Source organism: Dyella sp. BiH032 (genome assembly GCF_031954525.1).
In the GTDB taxonomy this organism is placed as follows: Bacteria; Pseudomonadota; Gammaproteobacteria; order Xanthomonadales; family Rhodanobacteraceae; genus Dyella_D.
The window spans coordinates 3,137,650-3,154,366 of sequence record NZ_CP134867.1 but is presented as its reverse complement, the minus strand read 5'-3'; the positions used below and the strand labels follow the sequence as shown (position 1 = coordinate 3,154,366).

The window sequence follows — 16,717 nt, the reverse complement described above, 5'->3', positions numbered from 1 at the left end:
ATCCGCCTCTTATCCGTGAGAGGCGTGACCGTCCTTCTTCTCTTCGAGGTCGTTCGCGGCGCCTTCGGCGTCGGTCGCTTCCTGCGACGGCGAAGCATGGCTGTCCACATGACCCAGCAGATCGCCCTGGGCGGGAGACTGTGGGGCCGGCGTGGCGGCGGGTTCGTGATTCTGCGTCACCTGCGGCTCTTCGAACCGGGGGGCGGCCGTCTCCGCATGGGCCTCCTGCGGAAGCTCCGCCGCAGGCTCCGCGATGACCGCGGGTTCCTCTTGCGCAAACAACGGCGCCGACTCAGGCGTGGTGACCTCGACGTGCGTGGCTTCGATGATGGTGCTCTCGACGACCGGCGCCGGCGCTGCCGACACGGCGGCCGCTTCAGGCACGGCTTCGATCGGCGGTACGTGCGCGACGACGGGTTCGCCGGGTTCGACGACCGACTCGGAAGCGGTCGGCTCCGAAGCCGTCGACTCGGCCTCGGACGCGACGGGTTCCTGCGCTTCCGACCTGACCGGAATCGGCGGCAACGCGGGGAGGTTGAACGACACCGGCGCGGGTGCCGGCGTCTCCACCACCGGAAGCTCCAGCTCGGGAGTGCGCGCAAATCCAGTCGATTCCGCAGTGATCGTCTCTGCTGCCTCGGCAGTCACGGCGGCGGCGGCAGCGGCGATGGTGATCGCAGGGGATACGGCAGCAGCCTGGCGGCCTTCGGTCGAGGGCGAAGCGGACGGAGCGACGTCTTCGTCGCGGTCTTCATCATCCAGATCGAGATCGCCTTCCAGGCGCGCTTCAGGTGCGCCGGCCTGGGTCGCGTCGTCATGGCGCCGGCGGCGGCGCCCGCCACGACGGCCACGACGGCGGCGCGGCTGTCCGGCTTCGGTCTCCGCCTGCGCCGCATCGATACCGTCCGGTGCAACGGCATCGGTCACCGGCTTGTTCGCCAGCGCCGCTTCCTCGGCAGCCTGGTCCGCGGGCGCGGCGGCGGGGCGCTGGGTCGGCTGTGCGGGATGCGACGGCTGCGGCTGGGCCGGAGCCTGCTGCTGTTGCGGGGCCTGCTGCGGTGCGCGGGCCTGGCGCGGTTCCTGCGAGGCCTGCTGCTGTGCGGGCTTGCCTTGCTCCTGGCGGGGCTGCGTGGGCTTGCGTTCGTTCTGCGGGTTGTCGGCGGCCTTGGGCTGCTGACGCTGCTGCTCCTGCTTGGCAGGGGCCTGGGCCTGTTGCTGCCGCGGCTGCTGTTCGTTGCCGCGCTGGCGATTGCCCTTGCCTTGCTGCTGCGCCTGAGCCTGGCCCTGCTTGGCCTGCGGCTGCTCACGACGCTGCTGGGGCTGCTGCTGGCGACCTTGCTGCGCCTGGCCGCGACCGCGTTCATCGCGACGGGGCTGGCGCGCGGGCTGGGCGCTTTCGCGCTTGGCTTCAGTAGCGGGGGCGGGGGTCGGGGCGCCGCGGAACCAGCCCAGGAAACGCGAGATCAGGCCGCCATGCGGCGCCGGTGCGGCGGCCTGACGAGCCGACGGCTGCGGCTGTTGCGGCGCGGGCGCCGGCGCGATGTCTTCGCGGACCGGGGCGGGCGAGGCAGGCACGATGCCGCTGACGGCAGGTTGTTCGCCGCTGCCCAGGGCCTGGCCCATCTTCGGGACCGGCGACGCTTCGACGGCGGTGAGGCGCTCGTAGCTGGGCTTGCTGTGCTCGCCCATCTCCGACTCGCGGATGCGCTGGATCTCGATATGCGGCGTCTCGAGCTTGTCGTCCGCCACGATTACCACGTGGACTTTGTTGCGCAGCTCGATCTCGACCACGCCGGCGCGCTTTTCGTTGAGCATGAAGTTGGCCACCGTCGGCGGGGCCTGCACCAGCACCTGGCCGGTGTTGTCCTTCATGGCATGTTCTTCGATCAGGCGCAGGGTGGACAGCGCGAGCGATTCCACGCTGCGGATGTGGCCATGGCCTTCGCAGCGCGGGCAGACCACCTGCGTGGCCTCGCCCAGGCTGGGGCGCAGGCGCTGGCGGGACATCTCCAGCAGGCCGAAGCGCGAGATGCGGCCGACCTGGACGCGGGCGCGGTCCAGCTTGAGGGCGTCCTTGAGGCGCTCCTCCACTTCGCGCTGATGCTTGGGGCTGTCCATGTCGATGAAGTCGATCACGATCAGGCCGCCGGCATCGCGGATGCGCAGCTGGCGGGCGATTTCCACCGCCGCCTCGCAGTTGGTGTTGAATGCGGTTTCCTCGATGTCGCTGCCCTTGGTCGCCTTCGAGGAGTTGATGTCGATCGCGGTCAGCGCTTCGGTCTGGTCGATCACGATCGAGCCGCCGGACGGCAGGCGCACCTGGCGGTCGAACGCGCTCTCGATCTGGGTCTCGATCTGGTAGCGGGAGAACAGCGGGGTGTCGTCGCGATACAGCTTGAGCTTGCGCAGCGCATTGGGCATGACCTGCTGCATGAACTCGCGCGCGTCGTTGTACAGCGCTTCCTCGTCGATGAGGATCTCGCCGATGTCGTTGCGCAGGTAGTCACGCAGGGCGCGGATGAACAGCTTCGATTCCTGGTAGATCAGGAACGGCGCCTTCTGCGCGCTGGCGGCGGCCGAAATGGCCTTCCAGAGCTGGAGCAGGTAGTCCAGGTCCCACTGCAGCTCTTCGGCGTCGCGGCCCATGCCGGCGGTGCGCACGATCAGGCCGACGTCGTCGGGCACGGTGAGGTGTTCCAGGGCTTCCTTCAGCGCCTGGCGGTCCTCGCCCTCGATCCGGCGCGAGACGCCGCCGGCCTTCGGGTTGTTCGGCATCAGCACCATGTACCGGCCGGCGAGGCTGATGTAGGTGGTGAGGGCGGCGCCCTTGTTGCCGCGCTCCTCCTTCTCCACCTGCACGACCACTTCCTGGCCTTCCTTCAGCAGGTCGCGGATGTTGGACTTGTTGGGGTCCAGACCCGGGGTGAAATATTCCCGGGCAATTTCCTTGAGCGGAAGAAAGCCATGACGCTCCGCGCCGTAATCGACGAAGCAGGCTTCCAGAGAGGGTTCGACGCGAGTGATGCGGCCTTTGTAGATGTTGGCCTTTTTCTGTTCCCGGGACGGGATTTCGATGTCGAGGTCGTACAGGGTCTGGCCATCGACAATGGCCACACGCAACTCTTCACGCTGAGTTGCGTTGATCAACATACGTTTCATTGTGTTGTTCCTTGGCTTGCCGCGCGTCGCGTGCCGCGGTGGCGCCCGAGGGGCGGCCTGCCGGGGATCGCGCCGCAGCGGTGAAGCGGCGAAAAGACGGCGCCGTTACCGGCTCCGGGGTATTCGTGGCATCACGCCTGCCGTGCCGATTCCTAAGAAGCATCGGACAAACGGCAACCCGAACCGTTACGATGAAAGGGAGCAGCGACCGGCTGCCGGGAGAGCGGCCGGCGCTATCCTCGCCGGCGTCACGGACGGGCGCCCCGGGCCCGGACCGAACTTCGGCGGGCTAGGGCGTAGCGCCGGTCGAGTATCCTATCTAGTCAGGTTTTTTTCAATGCAGACGGCAACTTCCCACGACGCACCTCACGGAGTGCGTCAAGTCGAGATCGGCCCGGAGAGGGACGGCCAGCGGATCGACAACGCACTGGTCACCCTGCTCAAGGGGGTGCCGAAAAGCATGATTTACCGCTTGCTGCGCACCGGCCAGGTGCGGGTGAATGGCAAGCGCGCGAAGCCTGAGACTCGTCTCACGGCAGGCGATATCCTGCGCATTCCCCCGGTTCGGATGGCGGCCGAAAAAACCGGCGAGCAGCCGCCATCGGCCGAACTGGTCCATGCGGTCGCGGACGCGGTCATTTTCGAAGACAAGCATTTCCTGGTGATCGATAAGCCGGCCGGCATCGCCAGCCACGGTGGAAGCGGTGTGAGCCATGGGGCGATCGAACTGCTCCGGGCCGCGCGCCCGAAAGACCATCTCGAACTGGTTCATCGTCTCGACCGGGACACCAGCGGAGTGCTCGTGTTCGCCAAGAGCCGGGCCGGCCTGACCGGCCTGCAGGCGTTGATCCGTTCGGGGGAAGTGACCAAGCAGTACCTCTGCCTCATGGCCGGTCATCCACCCAAGGCCAAGTTCGACGTCAACGCACCCTTGCAGAAGTCGGTGCTCCAGGGCGGAGAAAGAATGGTAAGAGTGTCCGATAACGGCAAGCCATCGCTCACCTTTTTCCGCGAGATGGAGCAGTACCCGGGAGCCCGCCTGATGCAGGCGACCCTGGGCACCGGGCGCACCCACCAGATCCGCGTGCATGCCGCGCACGTCGGCCATCCCCTGGCCGGCGACGCCAAATACGGCGATAAGGAAGCCAATAAGCGCTTCCGGGAAATGGGGTTGCATCGCCTGTTCCTGCACGCCTCGCACATGAGCTTCGAGCTGGACGGGCGGGCCTACGGCTTCTCCGCTCCCCTGCCAGATGACCTGAAGAATTTTCTGGATGTGCTTGCCGTTAAAGGAAATCCGACCTCGTCTAGAGCAAGAAGCGCGCGCTGACTTCCAGCGAGCGCAGCGCTCCGCCGACCAGGCCCGCTTCGACCAGCAAGGCGCTTCCGGCGTGGGCGAGCACGATCGGCAGCAAGCGCCGGGAACGCAGGAAACACCAGGCCCACCAGAGTTCGGCCACGAAGCACAGCTGCATGAGCACCCCGTTGGGGGTGTGCAGGAGAGCAAAGAAGGTGGCGGTGGCCAGCATCGGCAGGGCGCGGCCGCCCGGCCACCGTTCCAAGCGGCGCAGCACGACCGCGAGCATCAGCCACTGCTGCAATCCCGCCCAGGCGATATAAAGAAGCGCATGCCTGCCGTTCGGGGCAGCGAATCCATTGCCCCATCCGGCCGCCAGTCCCCAGGCCACGGGAATCAGGATCAGGGGCAGCAGCCACTCCCCAGGTGTTTCCCCCAGCCAGCGCCAATCCGAGGAACGATCGCGTCTTTCCTGCCAGGCGGCCCACGCCAGGGCCGCCACGAAAGCGGCTACGGCCGGGGGAGACGCGCGGATGCCCCATTGCATGCCGGCGATCAACCACAGCGAACCCCCGACCAGTAGAGCCAGCTGCCAGGCCGGATGCGTCCGACGCAGGCCGGCATGCAGCAGCAACAGCCCGTAGACGGCGGTGAGCGCCCAGGCCACCCACTCCGGCGCGGCTGTGCGCGTACCAGGCACAAGCGCGGCCCCCTCCGGAATGACGGCCGCAGCCGGCCAACGATCCCGGATGCGGTCGCGCTGGGCGAGCCAGGTTTCTACCGGGGCGTCGTGTGGCAGCAACAGGAGCGGGGCGGCCGGCATCGACGGCGAGGAACGTCCCAGCGACGCCAGGAAGGCTGAGGCATTGTCGGTCGGTAATGTTCCAGCGGTCTGGCTAGGCGGAGCAATGGTCCCGGCGGCGAGCAGCGCCGCCTCGCGAAGTTCGACCGTCCCGCCAGCCGGAAGCTGCAGTCGCAACCGCAGCATGTAGGTGACGACGCCCGGTGGCGGGCAGGCTTCGCCGTTTTCGCGCTTCCAGGCCAAGCCGCGCAGATCGACCGTGAAGCCGTCGCCGTGCGCCGGTATCGCGAGACCAGCCGACGAACACACCGCCTCGCCGGGTCGGCTCTGCACGATGAGCGAGAGTGCTCCCGCTCTCTCGATCACCGGCATGTCCAGGCGCAGCAGCGGCCAATGTGCCAGGTCAAGCGGCTGCATGACGGGCAGCCCCACTTCGAAGGGCTGACCGTCGCGGCTGGTCAGGCGCAGTCCGGATGCGGTGCCGTCAGCCGTGGCGTTGCCGAACGGTCGTCCCGCGACGAGGTCGCGTGGTTGCCGTAGCGTCCAGCGCCACAGCGGCTCGCCTTTCTGCAGGGCGTCCAGCTCGCGCTCGGCGTCGTGGCGCAATCGGGTTTCCACCACGAATCCCGCGAGCGCACGCAGTCCAAACGACAGCAACACGGCTGCCAGCACGAATCCGGCAGCGCGGGCCCATGCTGGCAGGCGGGCATCCAAGCTCAGCGCGCCAGCAAGGCCTCGACGCGTGCCGCGCAGATGAAATCGTTCAGCGAGAGGCCGCCGACGTCATGCGTCGACCACAGCACTTGGCAATGGCCGTAGCCCGCTTCCAGGTCCGGATGATGGTCTTCCTGGTTGGCCATGAAGCCGACGGCGTTGATAAAGCCCAGGGTGTGGTGGAAATCGCTGAACTTGAAGTCCTTCACGATGGCCTTGCCCCCGTCCGCCAGCTGCCAGCCAGGCAGGTCGGCAAGCATCGCGTCGACCTGGGCGCGGTCCAGTGCGTGCTCCTTGCCTCGACGGGGAGTGCAGTGCTGGCTGGCGAGTTCGGCTTGGCTCATGGTCGAGGCTCCGGGCGTTATCGAAAGCGCGAAGCGTCGAAGCTGCGCGCGAAAAAGTCAAAACCATGCAGTCCAGCGGAAAGAGGACTAAAATGGTGCTGTTTTCCGGCCAGCGACGTGTTGCAAGGCCGGCCGTCTTTCCGGAGCAGGCATGATCGATATTTCCGAACGCGCGCAGCAGCACTTCCTGCGCCTACTTTCCCAGCAGGGCATCGAGGGTTTGAGCATCCGCGTGCGGGTCACCGCGCCAGGCACCCCGGCAGCCAACTGCGAGCTGGAGTTCTGCGAGCCGGACGAACTCTCCGGCGACGAATGGACCATCGAGTGCGAAGGCTTCCTCTTCCACGTCGAAGGTGCCAGTGCACCCTGGTTGGATGGCGCGAGCATCGACTACGAACCCAATGCCACCGGCGGCCAGCTCAACATCCGCGCGCCGCGCATCAAGGGCGACATGCCGGGGATGGAAGCCAGCCTCGTGGAGCGGGTGCGCTACGTGCTCGACGCGGAGATCAATCCGCGCGTCGCCGCGCACGGCGGACGCATCAGCCTGCTGGAAGTCAGCGCGGAGGGGGTCGTGGTGTTGCAGTTCGGCGGTGGTTGCCATGGCTGCGGCATGGTCGACGTTACGCTGAAGCATGGCGTGGAGAAGACGCTGCGCGAGCGCATTCCCGAAGTCACTGAGGTGCGCGACGCGACCGACCATGCGGGCGGCGCCAATCCTTACTACGACAAGCGGGAAGGGCGCTCAGCCATGGGCTGAGCGCTGGCAGCAAGAAAAAAGGCCCGCTCGCGCGGGCCTTTTTTTCGTGGCGACGCAATTACTTCTTGTCGCCCTGGATGTGGCCGTCGAGATTGTCCAGCTTGGTCGGCAGCGACGAGAAGTAGGCGGCGACGTCCTCGATGTCCTGGTCGGACAGAGTGGCGACGAAGCCCTTCATGATCGCGTTGTTGCGCTGGCCGCTCTTGTACTCGTGCAGCGCCTGCTGGATGTACATGTTGTACTGGCCGGCGAGGCGGGGGTACTGCGGGTCGATGGCGTTGCCGTCGGTGCCATGGCAGGCGAAGCAGGCGGCGGCCTTCTGCTTGCCGGCTTCGATGTTGCCGGCGGCCTGCGCCTGGACGGAAGCGAACGCCAGGGCGGCGCCGAACGAAATCAGGGTGAGCGCACGATTCATGCGGAATCCTTGGTTCCCGGGGGCTACTTACTTGGCGAGGCTGGACAGGTAGGCGGCGATATCGTCGATGTCCTTGTCGGACAGACTCTGCGCCTGGGCCACCATGGTCGGATGGTGGCGGTCGCCGTTCTTGTAGCCGTGCAGGGCGTTAACGATGTACTGAGCGTTCTGGCCGACGATCTTCGGTACCGGATAACGCGGATAGGCGTTCTCGTACCCAGTGACGCCGTGGCAGCCGTTGCAGGTATAGACCAGTTTGCGGCCGGCGGCCTTGTCGCCTTCGGCATGAACGCTGCCAGTGACGAGTAGTGCGGCAGCGACGGTCAGGCCGAGCATGTGCAGTCGAGTCATCATCATTCCCACGATTCCGGCGGGTACATGGCGTTAAAGTCTCGGAAGTATAGTGGGACGGTCCGAGCAGGGACAATAACGCCGACGGTAGTCCGCGGGCCCCGCCGGCAGGGACGGAGAGGAGAGAGGGGTATGCGTGGAAAGTGGTCGATGGGTCGCCTGGCGGCCGGGCGCTTCTGGGCGGTGCTGCTTGCATCGTTCGCCGGCGCGCTGGGTGCCAGGGAGACGTCCGGTAGTTACCGCATCGTCGGTTACGTGGCCGACGCCGATCCGCTGCCGCCCATTTCCGCGTCCAAGCTCGACGTCATCAATTACGCCTTTGGCACGCTGGACGACCAGGCCCGCATCGTGCTGCGCAGTCCGCATGCCGAGGCCTCGTTGGCCAGGCTCGTCGCCCTGCGCCGCGACAACGCCGGATTGAAGGTGCTGCTCTCGGTGGGCGGCTGGGGCGCCGGACACTTCTCGGAAGCGGCGCTCAGCGAGGCGTCGCGCCGCCAGTTCGCCGACGATGCTGCCCGGCTGATCGAGCAGCACGAGCTCGACGGCCTGGACGTCGACTGGGAATACCCGACGCTGCCCGGCGGCGGCATCAGCCATCGTCCCGAAGACAAGCGCAACTTCAGCCTGCTGATGGAAACCGTGCGCCACCGTCTGGACCAGCTAGGCAAGCAGCATGGCGGCCGGCATTACTTCCTGACCATCGCCTCGGCCGACAACGAATTCGTCGCCGGCATCGAGCTGGCGCGCGTGGCGCGTTCGCTGGATTGGTTCAACCTGATGGCGTACGACTTCCACAACAGCCTGACCCCAAGGACCGGCCACCATGCGGGCCTGTATCCGTCGAAGGCCGATCCGCCCGGCGATCGCGCTGCGTCCAAGGCTGTGCGCCAGTACCTCGACGCCGGCGTGCCTGCCGCCAAGCTCGTGCTGGGCGTGCCGTTTTACGGAAGGGCGTTCACCGACGTCGCGCCGGACCACGATGGACTGCAGCAGCCCTACGGCAAATTCTTCGGCGCGCCATCGTGGCGCGAACTGGTGGCCGACTATATCGGCAAGAATGGCTATGCCCGGCATTGGGACGAACAGGCGCAGGTCCCGTTCTTGTGGAACGCGAAGACGCGCACCTTCGTCAGCTACGAGGATCCGGCATCGCTGCGCATCAAGACTGCCTTCATCCGGCAGCATCGCCTAGGCGGCGCGATGTACTGGGAACAGAGCCTAGACAAGGACGACGAACTGCTGGACGTCCTCGATGCGGGCTTGCATCACCCGTAAACGGAATACTCGAACGGGCCGCAGCGTACCCTGGTGCGGCGTGCGCCGCGGAGGCGTCAGAACAAGCTCTTGAAGATATGGATGCCGGCGGTGTACTCGCCGGCGATGGTGCCAACGCACACCAGCAGGAAATTCAGCAGCGTGCGCGCCACGCGGTTCTTCCACCAGCCGGTCCAGTGGCCGATGTCGTCGCGCAGGGTTTCGAAGTCCGCCACGCGCGGCTTGCGTACCCAGGCTTCGGTCATCGCACTGATCGCGCCGGACGGAACGCCGGGGCGGAACGGCTTGATCGGCCCGGCCACGGCCGCCGCAAACACGCTCAAGGGATGCCCACCCGCGACGACAGCACCCAGTGCCGAGAAGCCGGCGGTGTACATCACCCAGTCGCGCAAGGCTTGCGCGCCGAGCGCAGCGTTGCGGTGGAACGCCACCGCGATGGCTGCGAAGACCAGCAACACCAAGCCGATGGCGATCCACTTCGGCCACTTGGACGGCGCAGGCAGCTTCGCCAGTTCCGTGGCCTCCGCGCCCGGATCGCCTTCCTGCGTGCGCAACTGTTCGCTTAGTCCCTTGAGGTGGCCTGCACCGATCACCACCAGCACACGGCGAGGCTCACCGCTATATCCCGCGCGGCCGGCTTCCTCGCGCAGGCGCGCCGCCATATAGGCATCGCGCTCGGCGATCAGGCTGCGATACAGCGGTTCGGACTGGCTGGCGAATTCGCTGAAGGCGCTTTCCAGCATGTCGCCTTGCTTGAGTTTCTCGATTTCCTTTTCTTCGATCGCCTCGCGCTCGAACACGCTGGCGAACAGGCCGCCCATCAGGCCGAAGCGCTGCCAGAATCCGACGCTGCGCCAGGCGCGCTTGAGCGTGGTGCCCACTTCGCGGTCCACCAGCCACACCGGCACTCCGCGCTGTTCGGCGCCATCCATGGCCGCCTTCATTTCCGCGCCCGGTTCGATACCGAATTGATCGGCCAGGCGCTTCTGGAAGGTCGACAGCACCAGGCTCGCGGCGACCATGCCGGCCTTGCCCTGGCGGATCACCTGGAACAGGTCCATCTTCTTGAGCGCGTCCGGATCGCGCATGCCCTGCGCGCGACTTGGGCAGAGTTCTACCGCCACGGCATCGAACGACTCGCGCACCAGCAGTTCGCGCACGGCATCGACGCTGGCGCGGGAAACGTGCGCGGTGCCAAGCACCACATACTCCACGCCATCGCGTACGACCCGTTCGATGGGCTGGCCTTCGAGGGCGGTGGGGAGTGGTTCGGCGGAGGCGTCCAGGCTCATGCGTCGTTCGTCGATGTCGGGAGAGTCACTGCATGGGGTCGGTTTCCGCGCGGCGCAAGCGGCCGGAAACCGGCTGCTCAGTCGCGGAAGCGCTTGAGCAGGTCGCCATACGCGTCGATGCGGCGATCGCGCAGGAATGGCCAGATCCGACGCACGTGCTCGCTGCGCGCCATGTCGATCTCGACCACGAGCAGCTCGCGCTGATCGGTGCCGGCACGGGCTAGGAACTCGCCCTGCGGTCCGGCCACGAAACTGGTGCCCCAGAATTGGATGCCGGCGCCGACGCCGGCGGGGTCCGGCTCATATCCCGTGCGGTTGCAGGCCAGCAGCGGCACGCCATTGGCGACCGCATGGCCGCGTTGCACGGTGACCCAGGCTTCGCGCTGGCGATCCTTCTCGGCCTGCTCGTCGTTCGGATCCCAGCCGATCGCGGTGGGATAGAGCAGCAGCTCCGCGCCGGCCAGCGCCATCAGGCGCGCGGCCTCCGGATACCACTGGTCCCAGCACACCAGCACGCCGAGGCGGCCGACCGCCGTGTCGATCGGATCGAAGCCCAGGTCGCCCGGCGTGAAGTAGAACTTCTCGTAGAACGCCGGGTCGTCGGGGATGTGCATCTTGCGGTACTTGCCGGCGATCTTCGCCGAGCGGTCGAACACCACCGCCGTGTTGTGATACAGCCCGGTGGCGCGCTTCTCGAACAGCGAGGCGACCACGACCAGTTTCAGCTCCTCGGCCAGCTTGCCGATGCGTTCGGTGCTGTGGCCGGGAATGGTTTCCGCGAGGTCGAACTCGCTCACCGACTCGTGCTGGCAGAAGTACGGGCCGTTATGCAGTTCCTGCAGCAGCACCAGTTCGGCGCCGGCCGCGGCGGCTTCGCGCAGGCCGGCCTCGATGGCGTCGAGATTGGCGTCGCGGCTGCCGCGGTGGGTTTCCTGCAGCAGCGCGACCTTGAGGGTCTTGCGGGTCATGGGGGATGTCCTGCTCGCTGGGGGCGAAAAGGACGCAAGTGTACCGGAGTCGCTCCGGCGTTCCGTCAAGCACGCCGGCGCGACCGCAGGTAAGGGCAGCGACGCCCGTAGGCTGCTAGCGCCCGTAGCGCAGCGTCGCCTGCGCCTTGCCGATGGTGTGCTGCCCGATCAGGAAGCCCGCCTTGGCCGCCGAGGCATCGGCCGGCAAGCCCAGGCTGGGGACGTCCAGCGCATGCACGGTGAACACGTAGCGATGCGGCTTGTCGCCCTGCGGCGGGCAAGGGCCGCCCCAGGCCGCATCGCCGTAATCGTTGCGTAGCGCATGCGCTCCCGCAGGCAGGGCGCCGCCTTGCGGCAGGCCCGCGGTGGCGGTCGGCAGATCGATCACCACCCAGTGCCACCATCCGCTGCCGGTAGGGGCATCCGGGTCGTAGACGGTGAGCGCCAGGCTCTTCGTGCCCGCGGGCATGCCTTCCCAATGCACGGCCGGCGCCAGGTTCTGTCCGGTGCAACCGAAGCCGTGATAGGTGAAGCGTGGCGCGATGCCGCCGTTCGGTGCATCGGCATCGACCTTGAGTCTGAAGTCCTCGGCATGGGCCGACAGTGCGGCGGCGAAAAGAAAAACGCTCAGTAACTTGCGCATGGGGTTCCTCCGTCAGGTGGCGCGCATCATGCGCTCCCGCCCGCACGGCGCGTGCCCGCGAACGCGCAAGCGGTCGCCTGAAACGCTCAGGCGGCGACGCCGTTCCGGATGGTGCCGGCATCGTCCCCGCGCAGTTCCGATGGAAGACAGCCAAACCGCTCGCGAAAGCGTTCGGCAAAGCGCGAGGCGGATTGATAGCCGCAGGCGTGCGCCACCCATTTGAGCGGCTGCGCGCTTCCCTGCACGAGCGCGAGCGCATGCCCCAGGCGAACCTCTTCCAGGAGGTCGCGAAAGCCGGAGCCCTCGGCCGCCAATCGCCGGCGCAGGGTGGCCGGGCTCATCGCCAGGCGGGAAGCCACGGTCTCGGCACGCCAGTCTTCGGCGGGAGCCATCGCCAGCAGCATGCGGACGCGCTCGGTGGTCGGCTCGCCATCACTGGGCAGCGGTACGAAACCGCACAGCGCCAGGGCTTCGAGCAGTTCGCCGATGCGATAGGACAGCAGCGACGGCGCGAGCCCTTCCCGCAGTCCTTGCTCGGCGTGATCGAACGCCTGGTCGAGGACGGTGCGCGCCGGCATTCCGGCCCAGCGTCGCGGCGGAACGTCGACGCGCGGCCGCGGAACATCGGCGGCAATGCACAGGCAGCTGGCCGCGTAGACACCTTCCGCGGGAAGGTTCTCCACATTCAACAGTTGCCCCGGGGCCACCACGAGATACTGCCCGGCCATGACCTCGGCCATGTCGTGGCCGTCATCGACGCGCTTGCTGCCGCGGAGAATCCGCACGACGCTCAGCTCCGCGAATGGAGCGGAGGCAATGCGCTGGCGATGCCGGGTGTAGACGTCCAGGCGGGCGAGGCTGCTCATGCGCGAATGCACGACATGAAAGGGGCGATCAGTGTATGCCCGGCGGGCGCACGTGGCGGGTCGTCGTTTCCGAGCGAAAAAGCAGGGACGCCCGCAGGCGCCCCGTCGTCTCAGCCGGCGATGCCTGCCGGCAGCTGCATCGTGATGCAGTGCAGGCTGCCGTTCTGCCAGATCAGCGGCCGGCAGGGTACCTGCACCACTTCGCGCCCCGGATGCGCCTCGCGGATGATGCGCGCCGCCTCGTCGTCCGCCGCGTCGCCGTACGCGGGCACCAGCACGGCACCGTTGACGATCAGGTAATTGGCATACGACGCGGCCAGGCGACGCCCCTCGTCGATGATCGGCCGCGCCCAGGGCAGCGGATACAGCTGATAGGGCTTGCCCTCGGGCGTGCGCAGCGCGGTGAGTTCGGCGGCCATCCGACCGAGCTCCTCGTGATGCGGGTCGGAAGGATCGTCGCAGGCCTGGAACACGATGCGTTCGCCCGGCGCGAAGCGCGCCAGCGTGTCGATGTGCGCGTCGGTGTCGTCGCCTTCCAGATAGCCGTAGTCCAGCCACAGGATCCGCTCGGCATGCAGGCCGTCGCGCAGGATCGCGCTCATCTCCTCGCGCGATTGCTCCGGATGGCGTTGCACGAGGCAGCGCCAGGTCGTCAGCACCGTGCCGGCGCCGTCGCTCTCGATGCCGCCGCCTTCCAGCGCCCAGTCGATGCGCTTGTGCCGCGCGCCGCCGAACACGCCGGCCTGCACCAGGCCGGCCACCAGGGCGTCGTCCTGCTCGGCGCCGAATTTGCCGCCCCAGCCGGTGAAGCGGAAGTCGGTGAGCTGGAACGCCCCCTGGGCGTCCTTGAGCGTGATCGGCCCGGAGTCGCGCAGCCAGGTGTCGTCATACGGCAGCTCGACGAAGCGGATGCGGCCCAGGTCCACGTCCGCTGCGCGCAGTTCCTTCTCGACATGAGCGCGCAGCGCCGCATCGGCCACCACGACGATCAGCGGCTCGAAGCGCGTGACCGCGGCAGCCAGGGCCACGTAAGTGGTCTCCACCTCGGCCAGACGATCGGCCCAGTCGGTGTCCTCATGCGGCCAGGCGATCAGGACGGCCGACTGCGGCTCCCATTCCGCCGGCAGGCGCAGGGTGGATTGGCTCATGGGGGACTCGCGTTTCAGAGGGAAACGCGAATTGTAGGGCGAGGGGGCCGCGAATAGGGAATGGATCGGGCCGACGCCAGAGGCCCCGAGCCGGCAGCGCCGGCCTTACGCTTGCCCGGCGTGCCTGAGGGCCCGGGGCAATGGCCTCAGTTGACCGATTCCGGACTCTTGTTGTTGCCGGCCGGCGTGTTGAGCACGGCATGGATCACGTGGCTGTGCTCGAAGTACACGATGAAGCTAGCGTAGTCCCAGCGATTGATCACCGGATGCTTGGCGGTGTCGCCGCCGCGGGGCGACAGCTTGCGCTTGGGCGCGCCGTATTTCTGCTCCACCTGCGCCATGCTCATGCCGCGGGCGGGAAGGTCCATGCCCTGTTCCTGCTTCACGCGGTTGATCAGCAGATTGTCCGCCCGGACGGCCTGCGGCGCGGCGGCGCCGACGGCGAGCAGCGCGATCATCGGCAGGCTGATGCTGAACTTGGTCATGGTCCCCTCTCCACGGCAACGGAGACCAGCCAAGGCTGCGCCTCCGCACGTTATCTATATGTCGATTATCTCGATGCCCCCAAGCGGCAGCGGTACGTGGCCGCTGCGCAGTGCGGCGTCGTTGTAGCAGAACCGCCCCGGGGGCGCTACGTGCAGGATGCGCGACTGCGATGCGGTGGGCATTCCGGGTGTGGGCGGCGCGGCGGACAGCCGCGGGAGGGCGCGAAGCGTCCGCTATCATGGTCGGCCGCGGGCGGCTGGACGCCCCCTCCCATCGCTATGCCGGATACGTTGTTCCCATGATTTCTTTTCGCCATTTCGCCCTGCGCCGCGGCGCCCGGCTGCTGCTTTCCGACATCGACCTGGTGATCCAGAGCGGCTGGCGGCTGGGCGTGGTCGGCCGCAACGGCTGCGGCAAGTCCAGCCTGTTCGCCGCCCTGCAGGGCAAGCTGGAGGCCGACGCGGGCGAGCTGGACATGCCCGCCAGGCTGCGCCTGGCCTCGGTGGCCCAGGAAACGCCGGCGCTGCCGGATCCGGCCATCGACTACGTGATGGGGGGCGACGAGGAACTGGCCATCGCACTGCGCGACGAACTGGATGCCCAGGCCCGCGGCGACACCGAGGCGATGGCCAAGGCACACCACCGCATCGAGGAACTGCACGGCTACGACGCCCGCGCGCGCGCCGGCCGGCTGCTGCACGGACTGGGCTTTCCGCCGGAGACGCACGAGCGCGCGGTACGCGAGTTCTCCGGCGGCTGGCGCGTGCGCCTGAACCTCGCCCGCGCGCTGATGGCCCCGTCCGAGCTGCTGCTGCTGGACGAGCCCACCAACCACCTCGATCTCGACGCGGTGCTGTGGCTGGAAGAATGGCTGCGCCGCTACCAGGGTACTTTGCTGGTGATCTCGCACGATCGCGAGTTCCTCGACGGCGTGATTACCCACACCCTGCATCTGAACGAAGGCCGGGCCAAGCTCTACACCGGCAACTACAGCGCCTTCGAGCGCCAGCGCGCCGAGCAGCTGCGCCTGCAGCAGATCGCCCACGAACGCGAACAGGCCGAGCGCGCGCATCTGCAATCCTTCATCGACCGCTTCAAGGCCAAGGCCAGCAAGGCCAAGCAGGCGCAGTCGCGCATGAAGCGGCTGGAGAAGATGGCCGGTACCGAGGCAGTGCGCGCAGAACGACCGTTCCGCTTCCAGTTCGCTGTCCCCGACCGCCTGCCGGATTCCATGCTGCAGCTGGAAGAGGTGGACGCCGGCTATCCGGGCGAGCAGGGCGCCGCACCCGCAGTGATCCTGCGCGACGTGCGCTTCCGCCTCGAAGCCGGCGACCGCGTCGGCCTGCTGGGCCCGAACGGCGCGGGCAAGTCGACCCTGGTCAAGACCCTGGTCGGCGAGCTGGCGCCGCTGGGCGGCGAGCGCAAGGCGCACAAGGACCTGAAGATCGGCTACTTCGCCCAGCACACGGTGGAAAGCCTGCGCGAGGGCGCGAGCCCATTCGACCACTTGCAGGACAAGGCCCCCGGCGTGGGCGCGCAGGTGCTGCGCGATTTCCTCGGCAACTGGAACTTCGCCGGCGACCGCGCCTTCGAATCGGTGGACGGTTTCTCCGGTGGCGAGCGCGCGCGACTGGCGCTGGCGCTGATCGCCTGGGACAAGCCCAATCTGCTGCTGCTCGACGAGCCCACCAATCACCTGGACCTGGACATGCGCGAGGCGCTGGCCGACGCGCTGGCCGAGTTCGACGGCGCCCTGGTGCTGGTCTCGCACGACCGGCACCTGCTGGGCATGGTCTGCGACAGCTTCTGGCGCGTGGCCGATGGCCGGGTCGAGAATTTCGACGGCGACCTGGACGACTACGCGCGCTGGCTCCGCGCGCGCGGCAACGCCCAGAAGAAAGCCGAGGAACCGGAAGGTGCGCCGGCGGTATCCGCCGCCGATCGCCGCCGCGCCGCCGCCGCGCAGCGCGAGAACGAGAAAGCCACGCGCCAGCGCGTGAAGAAGATCGAGACGCGGGTCGCCGCGATCGACGACGAACTGGCCAAGCTGGAAGCCAAACTGGCCGACCCGGACACCTACAACGGCCCCACGGCCGAACTGATGAAACTGGGCCAGCGCCAGAGCGAGCTGCGCCGCGAGAAGGAAATGCTCGAGGGCGAGTGGCTGGAACTCTACGAACAACTGGAGGCCTGAGCG

The 16,717-nt window shown here is 67.6% G+C and carries 15 protein-coding genes; 4 read left to right on the top strand and 11 right to left on the bottom strand.

Annotated elements, in window-relative coordinates:
• Positions 1-9: 9 nt before the first annotated feature.
• Positions 10-3,159: an Rne/Rng family ribonuclease gene (locus RKE25_RS13845; RefSeq protein ID WP_311838690.1), complete on the bottom strand. Its 3,150-nt coding sequence runs from the start codon at positions 3,157-3,159 to the stop codon at positions 10-12.
• A 337-nt stretch (positions 3,160-3,496) separates the two neighbouring features.
• Here RKE25_RS13845 and RKE25_RS13840 point away from each other — a divergent pair, with 337 nt between their 5' ends.
• On the top strand, positions 3,497-4,489 hold the full coding sequence (locus RKE25_RS13840) for an RluA family pseudouridine synthase (protein WP_311838689.1): 993 nt from the start codon (positions 3,497-3,499) through the stop codon (positions 4,487-4,489).
• Here RKE25_RS13840 and RKE25_RS13835 read toward each other — a convergent pair.
• Together RKE25_RS13835 and RKE25_RS13830 are read right to left on the bottom strand one after the other, a co-directional pair.
• Positions 4,467-5,972: a CPBP family intramembrane glutamic endopeptidase gene (locus tag RKE25_RS13835; protein ID WP_311838688.1), complete on the bottom strand. Its 1,506-nt coding sequence runs from the start codon at positions 5,970-5,972 to the stop codon at positions 4,467-4,469. The genes RKE25_RS13840 and RKE25_RS13835 overlap by 23 nt on opposite strands.
• A gap of 2 nt (positions 5,973-5,974) precedes the next feature.
• Entirely contained in the window at positions 5,975-6,316 is a 342-nt protein-coding gene (locus tag RKE25_RS13830; RefSeq protein WP_311838687.1) for a 4a-hydroxytetrahydrobiopterin dehydratase, read from the bottom strand.
• A 151-nt stretch (positions 6,317-6,467) separates the two neighbouring features.
• On the opposite strand from RKE25_RS13830, the gene RKE25_RS13825 reads away from it, so the two are divergent.
• Positions 6,468-7,076 (top strand): NfuA family Fe-S biogenesis protein, encoded by a 609-nt coding sequence (locus tag RKE25_RS13825; RefSeq protein WP_311838686.1) that lies wholly within the window; start codon positions 6,468-6,470, stop codon positions 7,074-7,076.
• 58 nt (positions 7,077-7,134) lie between these two features.
• On the opposite strand, the gene RKE25_RS13820 is transcribed toward RKE25_RS13825, so the two are convergent.
• Positions 7,135-7,491, bottom strand: a complete 357-nt coding sequence (locus tag RKE25_RS13820; protein WP_311838685.1) for a cytochrome c — start codon at positions 7,489-7,491, stop codon at positions 7,135-7,137.
• Positions 7,492-7,518: 27 nt separating this feature from the next.
• Entirely contained in the window at positions 7,519-7,842 is a 324-nt protein-coding gene (locus tag RKE25_RS13815) for a cytochrome c (RefSeq protein ID WP_311842390.1), read from the bottom strand.
• A gap of 132 nt (positions 7,843-7,974) precedes the next feature.
• Here RKE25_RS13815 and RKE25_RS13810 point away from each other — a divergent pair, with 132 nt between their 5' ends.
• Entirely contained in the window at positions 7,975-9,117 is a 1,143-nt protein-coding gene (locus RKE25_RS13810) for a glycoside hydrolase family 18 protein (RefSeq protein WP_311838684.1), read from the top strand.
• 56 nt (positions 9,118-9,173) lie between these two features.
• Here the strand turns inward: RKE25_RS13810 and RKE25_RS13805 are convergent, their stop codons facing one another.
• The 6 genes from RKE25_RS13805 to RKE25_RS13780 all read right to left on the bottom strand — a co-directional run bounded on the left by RKE25_RS13805 (position 9,174) and on the right by RKE25_RS13780 (position 14,519).
• Entirely contained in the window at positions 9,174-10,409 is a 1,236-nt protein-coding gene (locus tag RKE25_RS13805; RefSeq protein ID WP_311838683.1) for a TraB/GumN family protein, read from the bottom strand.
• Positions 10,410-10,486: 77 nt separating this feature from the next.
• On the bottom strand, positions 10,487-11,377 hold the full coding sequence (locus RKE25_RS13800; RefSeq protein WP_311838682.1) for a carbon-nitrogen hydrolase: 891 nt from the start codon (positions 11,375-11,377) through the stop codon (positions 10,487-10,489).
• Positions 11,378-11,492: 115 nt separating this feature from the next.
• Positions 11,493-12,020, bottom strand: a complete 528-nt coding sequence (locus tag RKE25_RS13795) for a YbhB/YbcL family Raf kinase inhibitor-like protein (protein ID WP_311838681.1) — start codon at positions 12,018-12,020, stop codon at positions 11,493-11,495.
• Positions 12,021-12,106: 86 nt separating this feature from the next.
• Positions 12,107-12,886 (bottom strand): helix-turn-helix transcriptional regulator, encoded by a 780-nt coding sequence (locus tag RKE25_RS13790; protein WP_311838680.1) that lies wholly within the window; start codon positions 12,884-12,886, stop codon positions 12,107-12,109.
• 110 nt (positions 12,887-12,996) lie between these two features.
• On the bottom strand, positions 12,997-14,034 hold the full coding sequence (locus tag RKE25_RS13785) for an agmatine deiminase family protein (RefSeq protein WP_311838679.1): 1,038 nt from the start codon (positions 14,032-14,034) through the stop codon (positions 12,997-12,999).
• Between the two features lie 146 nt (positions 14,035-14,180).
• On the bottom strand, positions 14,181-14,519 hold the full coding sequence (locus RKE25_RS13780; RefSeq protein WP_311838678.1) for a hypothetical protein: 339 nt from the start codon (positions 14,517-14,519) through the stop codon (positions 14,181-14,183).
• Between the two features lie 299 nt (positions 14,520-14,818).
• Here RKE25_RS13780 and RKE25_RS13775 point away from each other — a divergent pair, with 299 nt between their 5' ends.
• The gene (locus RKE25_RS13775; protein WP_311838677.1) at positions 14,819-16,714 is read left to right on the top strand and encodes an ATP-binding cassette domain-containing protein; all 1,896 of its coding nucleotides are present in this window, start codon (positions 14,819-14,821) and stop codon (positions 16,712-16,714) included.
• The last annotated feature ends 3 nt before the right edge of the window (positions 16,715-16,717 follow it).

Coding starts and splice junctions, on each gene's coding strand:
- RKE25_RS13815 (WP_311842390.1), bottom strand. CDS start 7,842: ATGACTCGACTGCACATGCTCGGCCTGACCGTCGCTGCCGCACTACTC.
- RKE25_RS13820 (WP_311838685.1), bottom strand. CDS start 7,491: ATGAATCGTGCGCTCACCCTGATTTCGTTCGGCGCCGCCCTGGCGTTC.
- RKE25_RS13790 (WP_311838680.1), bottom strand. CDS start 12,886: ATGAGCAGCCTCGCCCGCCTGGACGTCTACACCCGGCATCGCCAGCGC.
- RKE25_RS13840 (WP_311838689.1), top strand. CDS start 3,497: ATGCAGACGGCAACTTCCCACGACGCACCTCACGGAGTGCGTCAAGTC.
- RKE25_RS13795 (WP_311838681.1), bottom strand. CDS start 12,020: ATGCGCAAGTTACTGAGCGTTTTTCTTTTCGCCGCCGCACTGTCGGCC.
- RKE25_RS13845 (WP_311838690.1), bottom strand. CDS start 3,159: ATGAAACGTATGTTGATCAACGCAACTCAGCGTGAAGAGTTGCGTGTG.
- RKE25_RS13805 (WP_311838683.1), bottom strand. CDS start 10,409: ATGAGCCTGGACGCCTCCGCCGAACCACTCCCCACCGCCCTCGAAGGC.
- RKE25_RS13775 (WP_311838677.1), top strand. CDS start 14,819: ATGATTTCTTTTCGCCATTTCGCCCTGCGCCGCGGCGCCCGGCTGCTG.
- RKE25_RS13785 (WP_311838679.1), bottom strand. CDS start 14,034: ATGAGCCAATCCACCCTGCGCCTGCCGGCGGAATGGGAGCCGCAGTCG.
- RKE25_RS13800 (WP_311838682.1), bottom strand. CDS start 11,377: ATGACCCGCAAGACCCTCAAGGTCGCGCTGCTGCAGGAAACCCACCGC.
- RKE25_RS13825 (WP_311838686.1), top strand. CDS start 6,468: ATGATCGATATTTCCGAACGCGCGCAGCAGCACTTCCTGCGCCTACTT.
- RKE25_RS13810 (WP_311838684.1), top strand. CDS start 7,975: ATGCGTGGAAAGTGGTCGATGGGTCGCCTGGCGGCCGGGCGCTTCTGG.
- RKE25_RS13780 (WP_311838678.1), bottom strand. CDS start 14,519: ATGACCAAGTTCAGCATCAGCCTGCCGATGATCGCGCTGCTCGCCGTC.
- RKE25_RS13830 (WP_311838687.1), bottom strand. CDS start 6,316: ATGAGCCAAGCCGAACTCGCCAGCCAGCACTGCACTCCCCGTCGAGGC.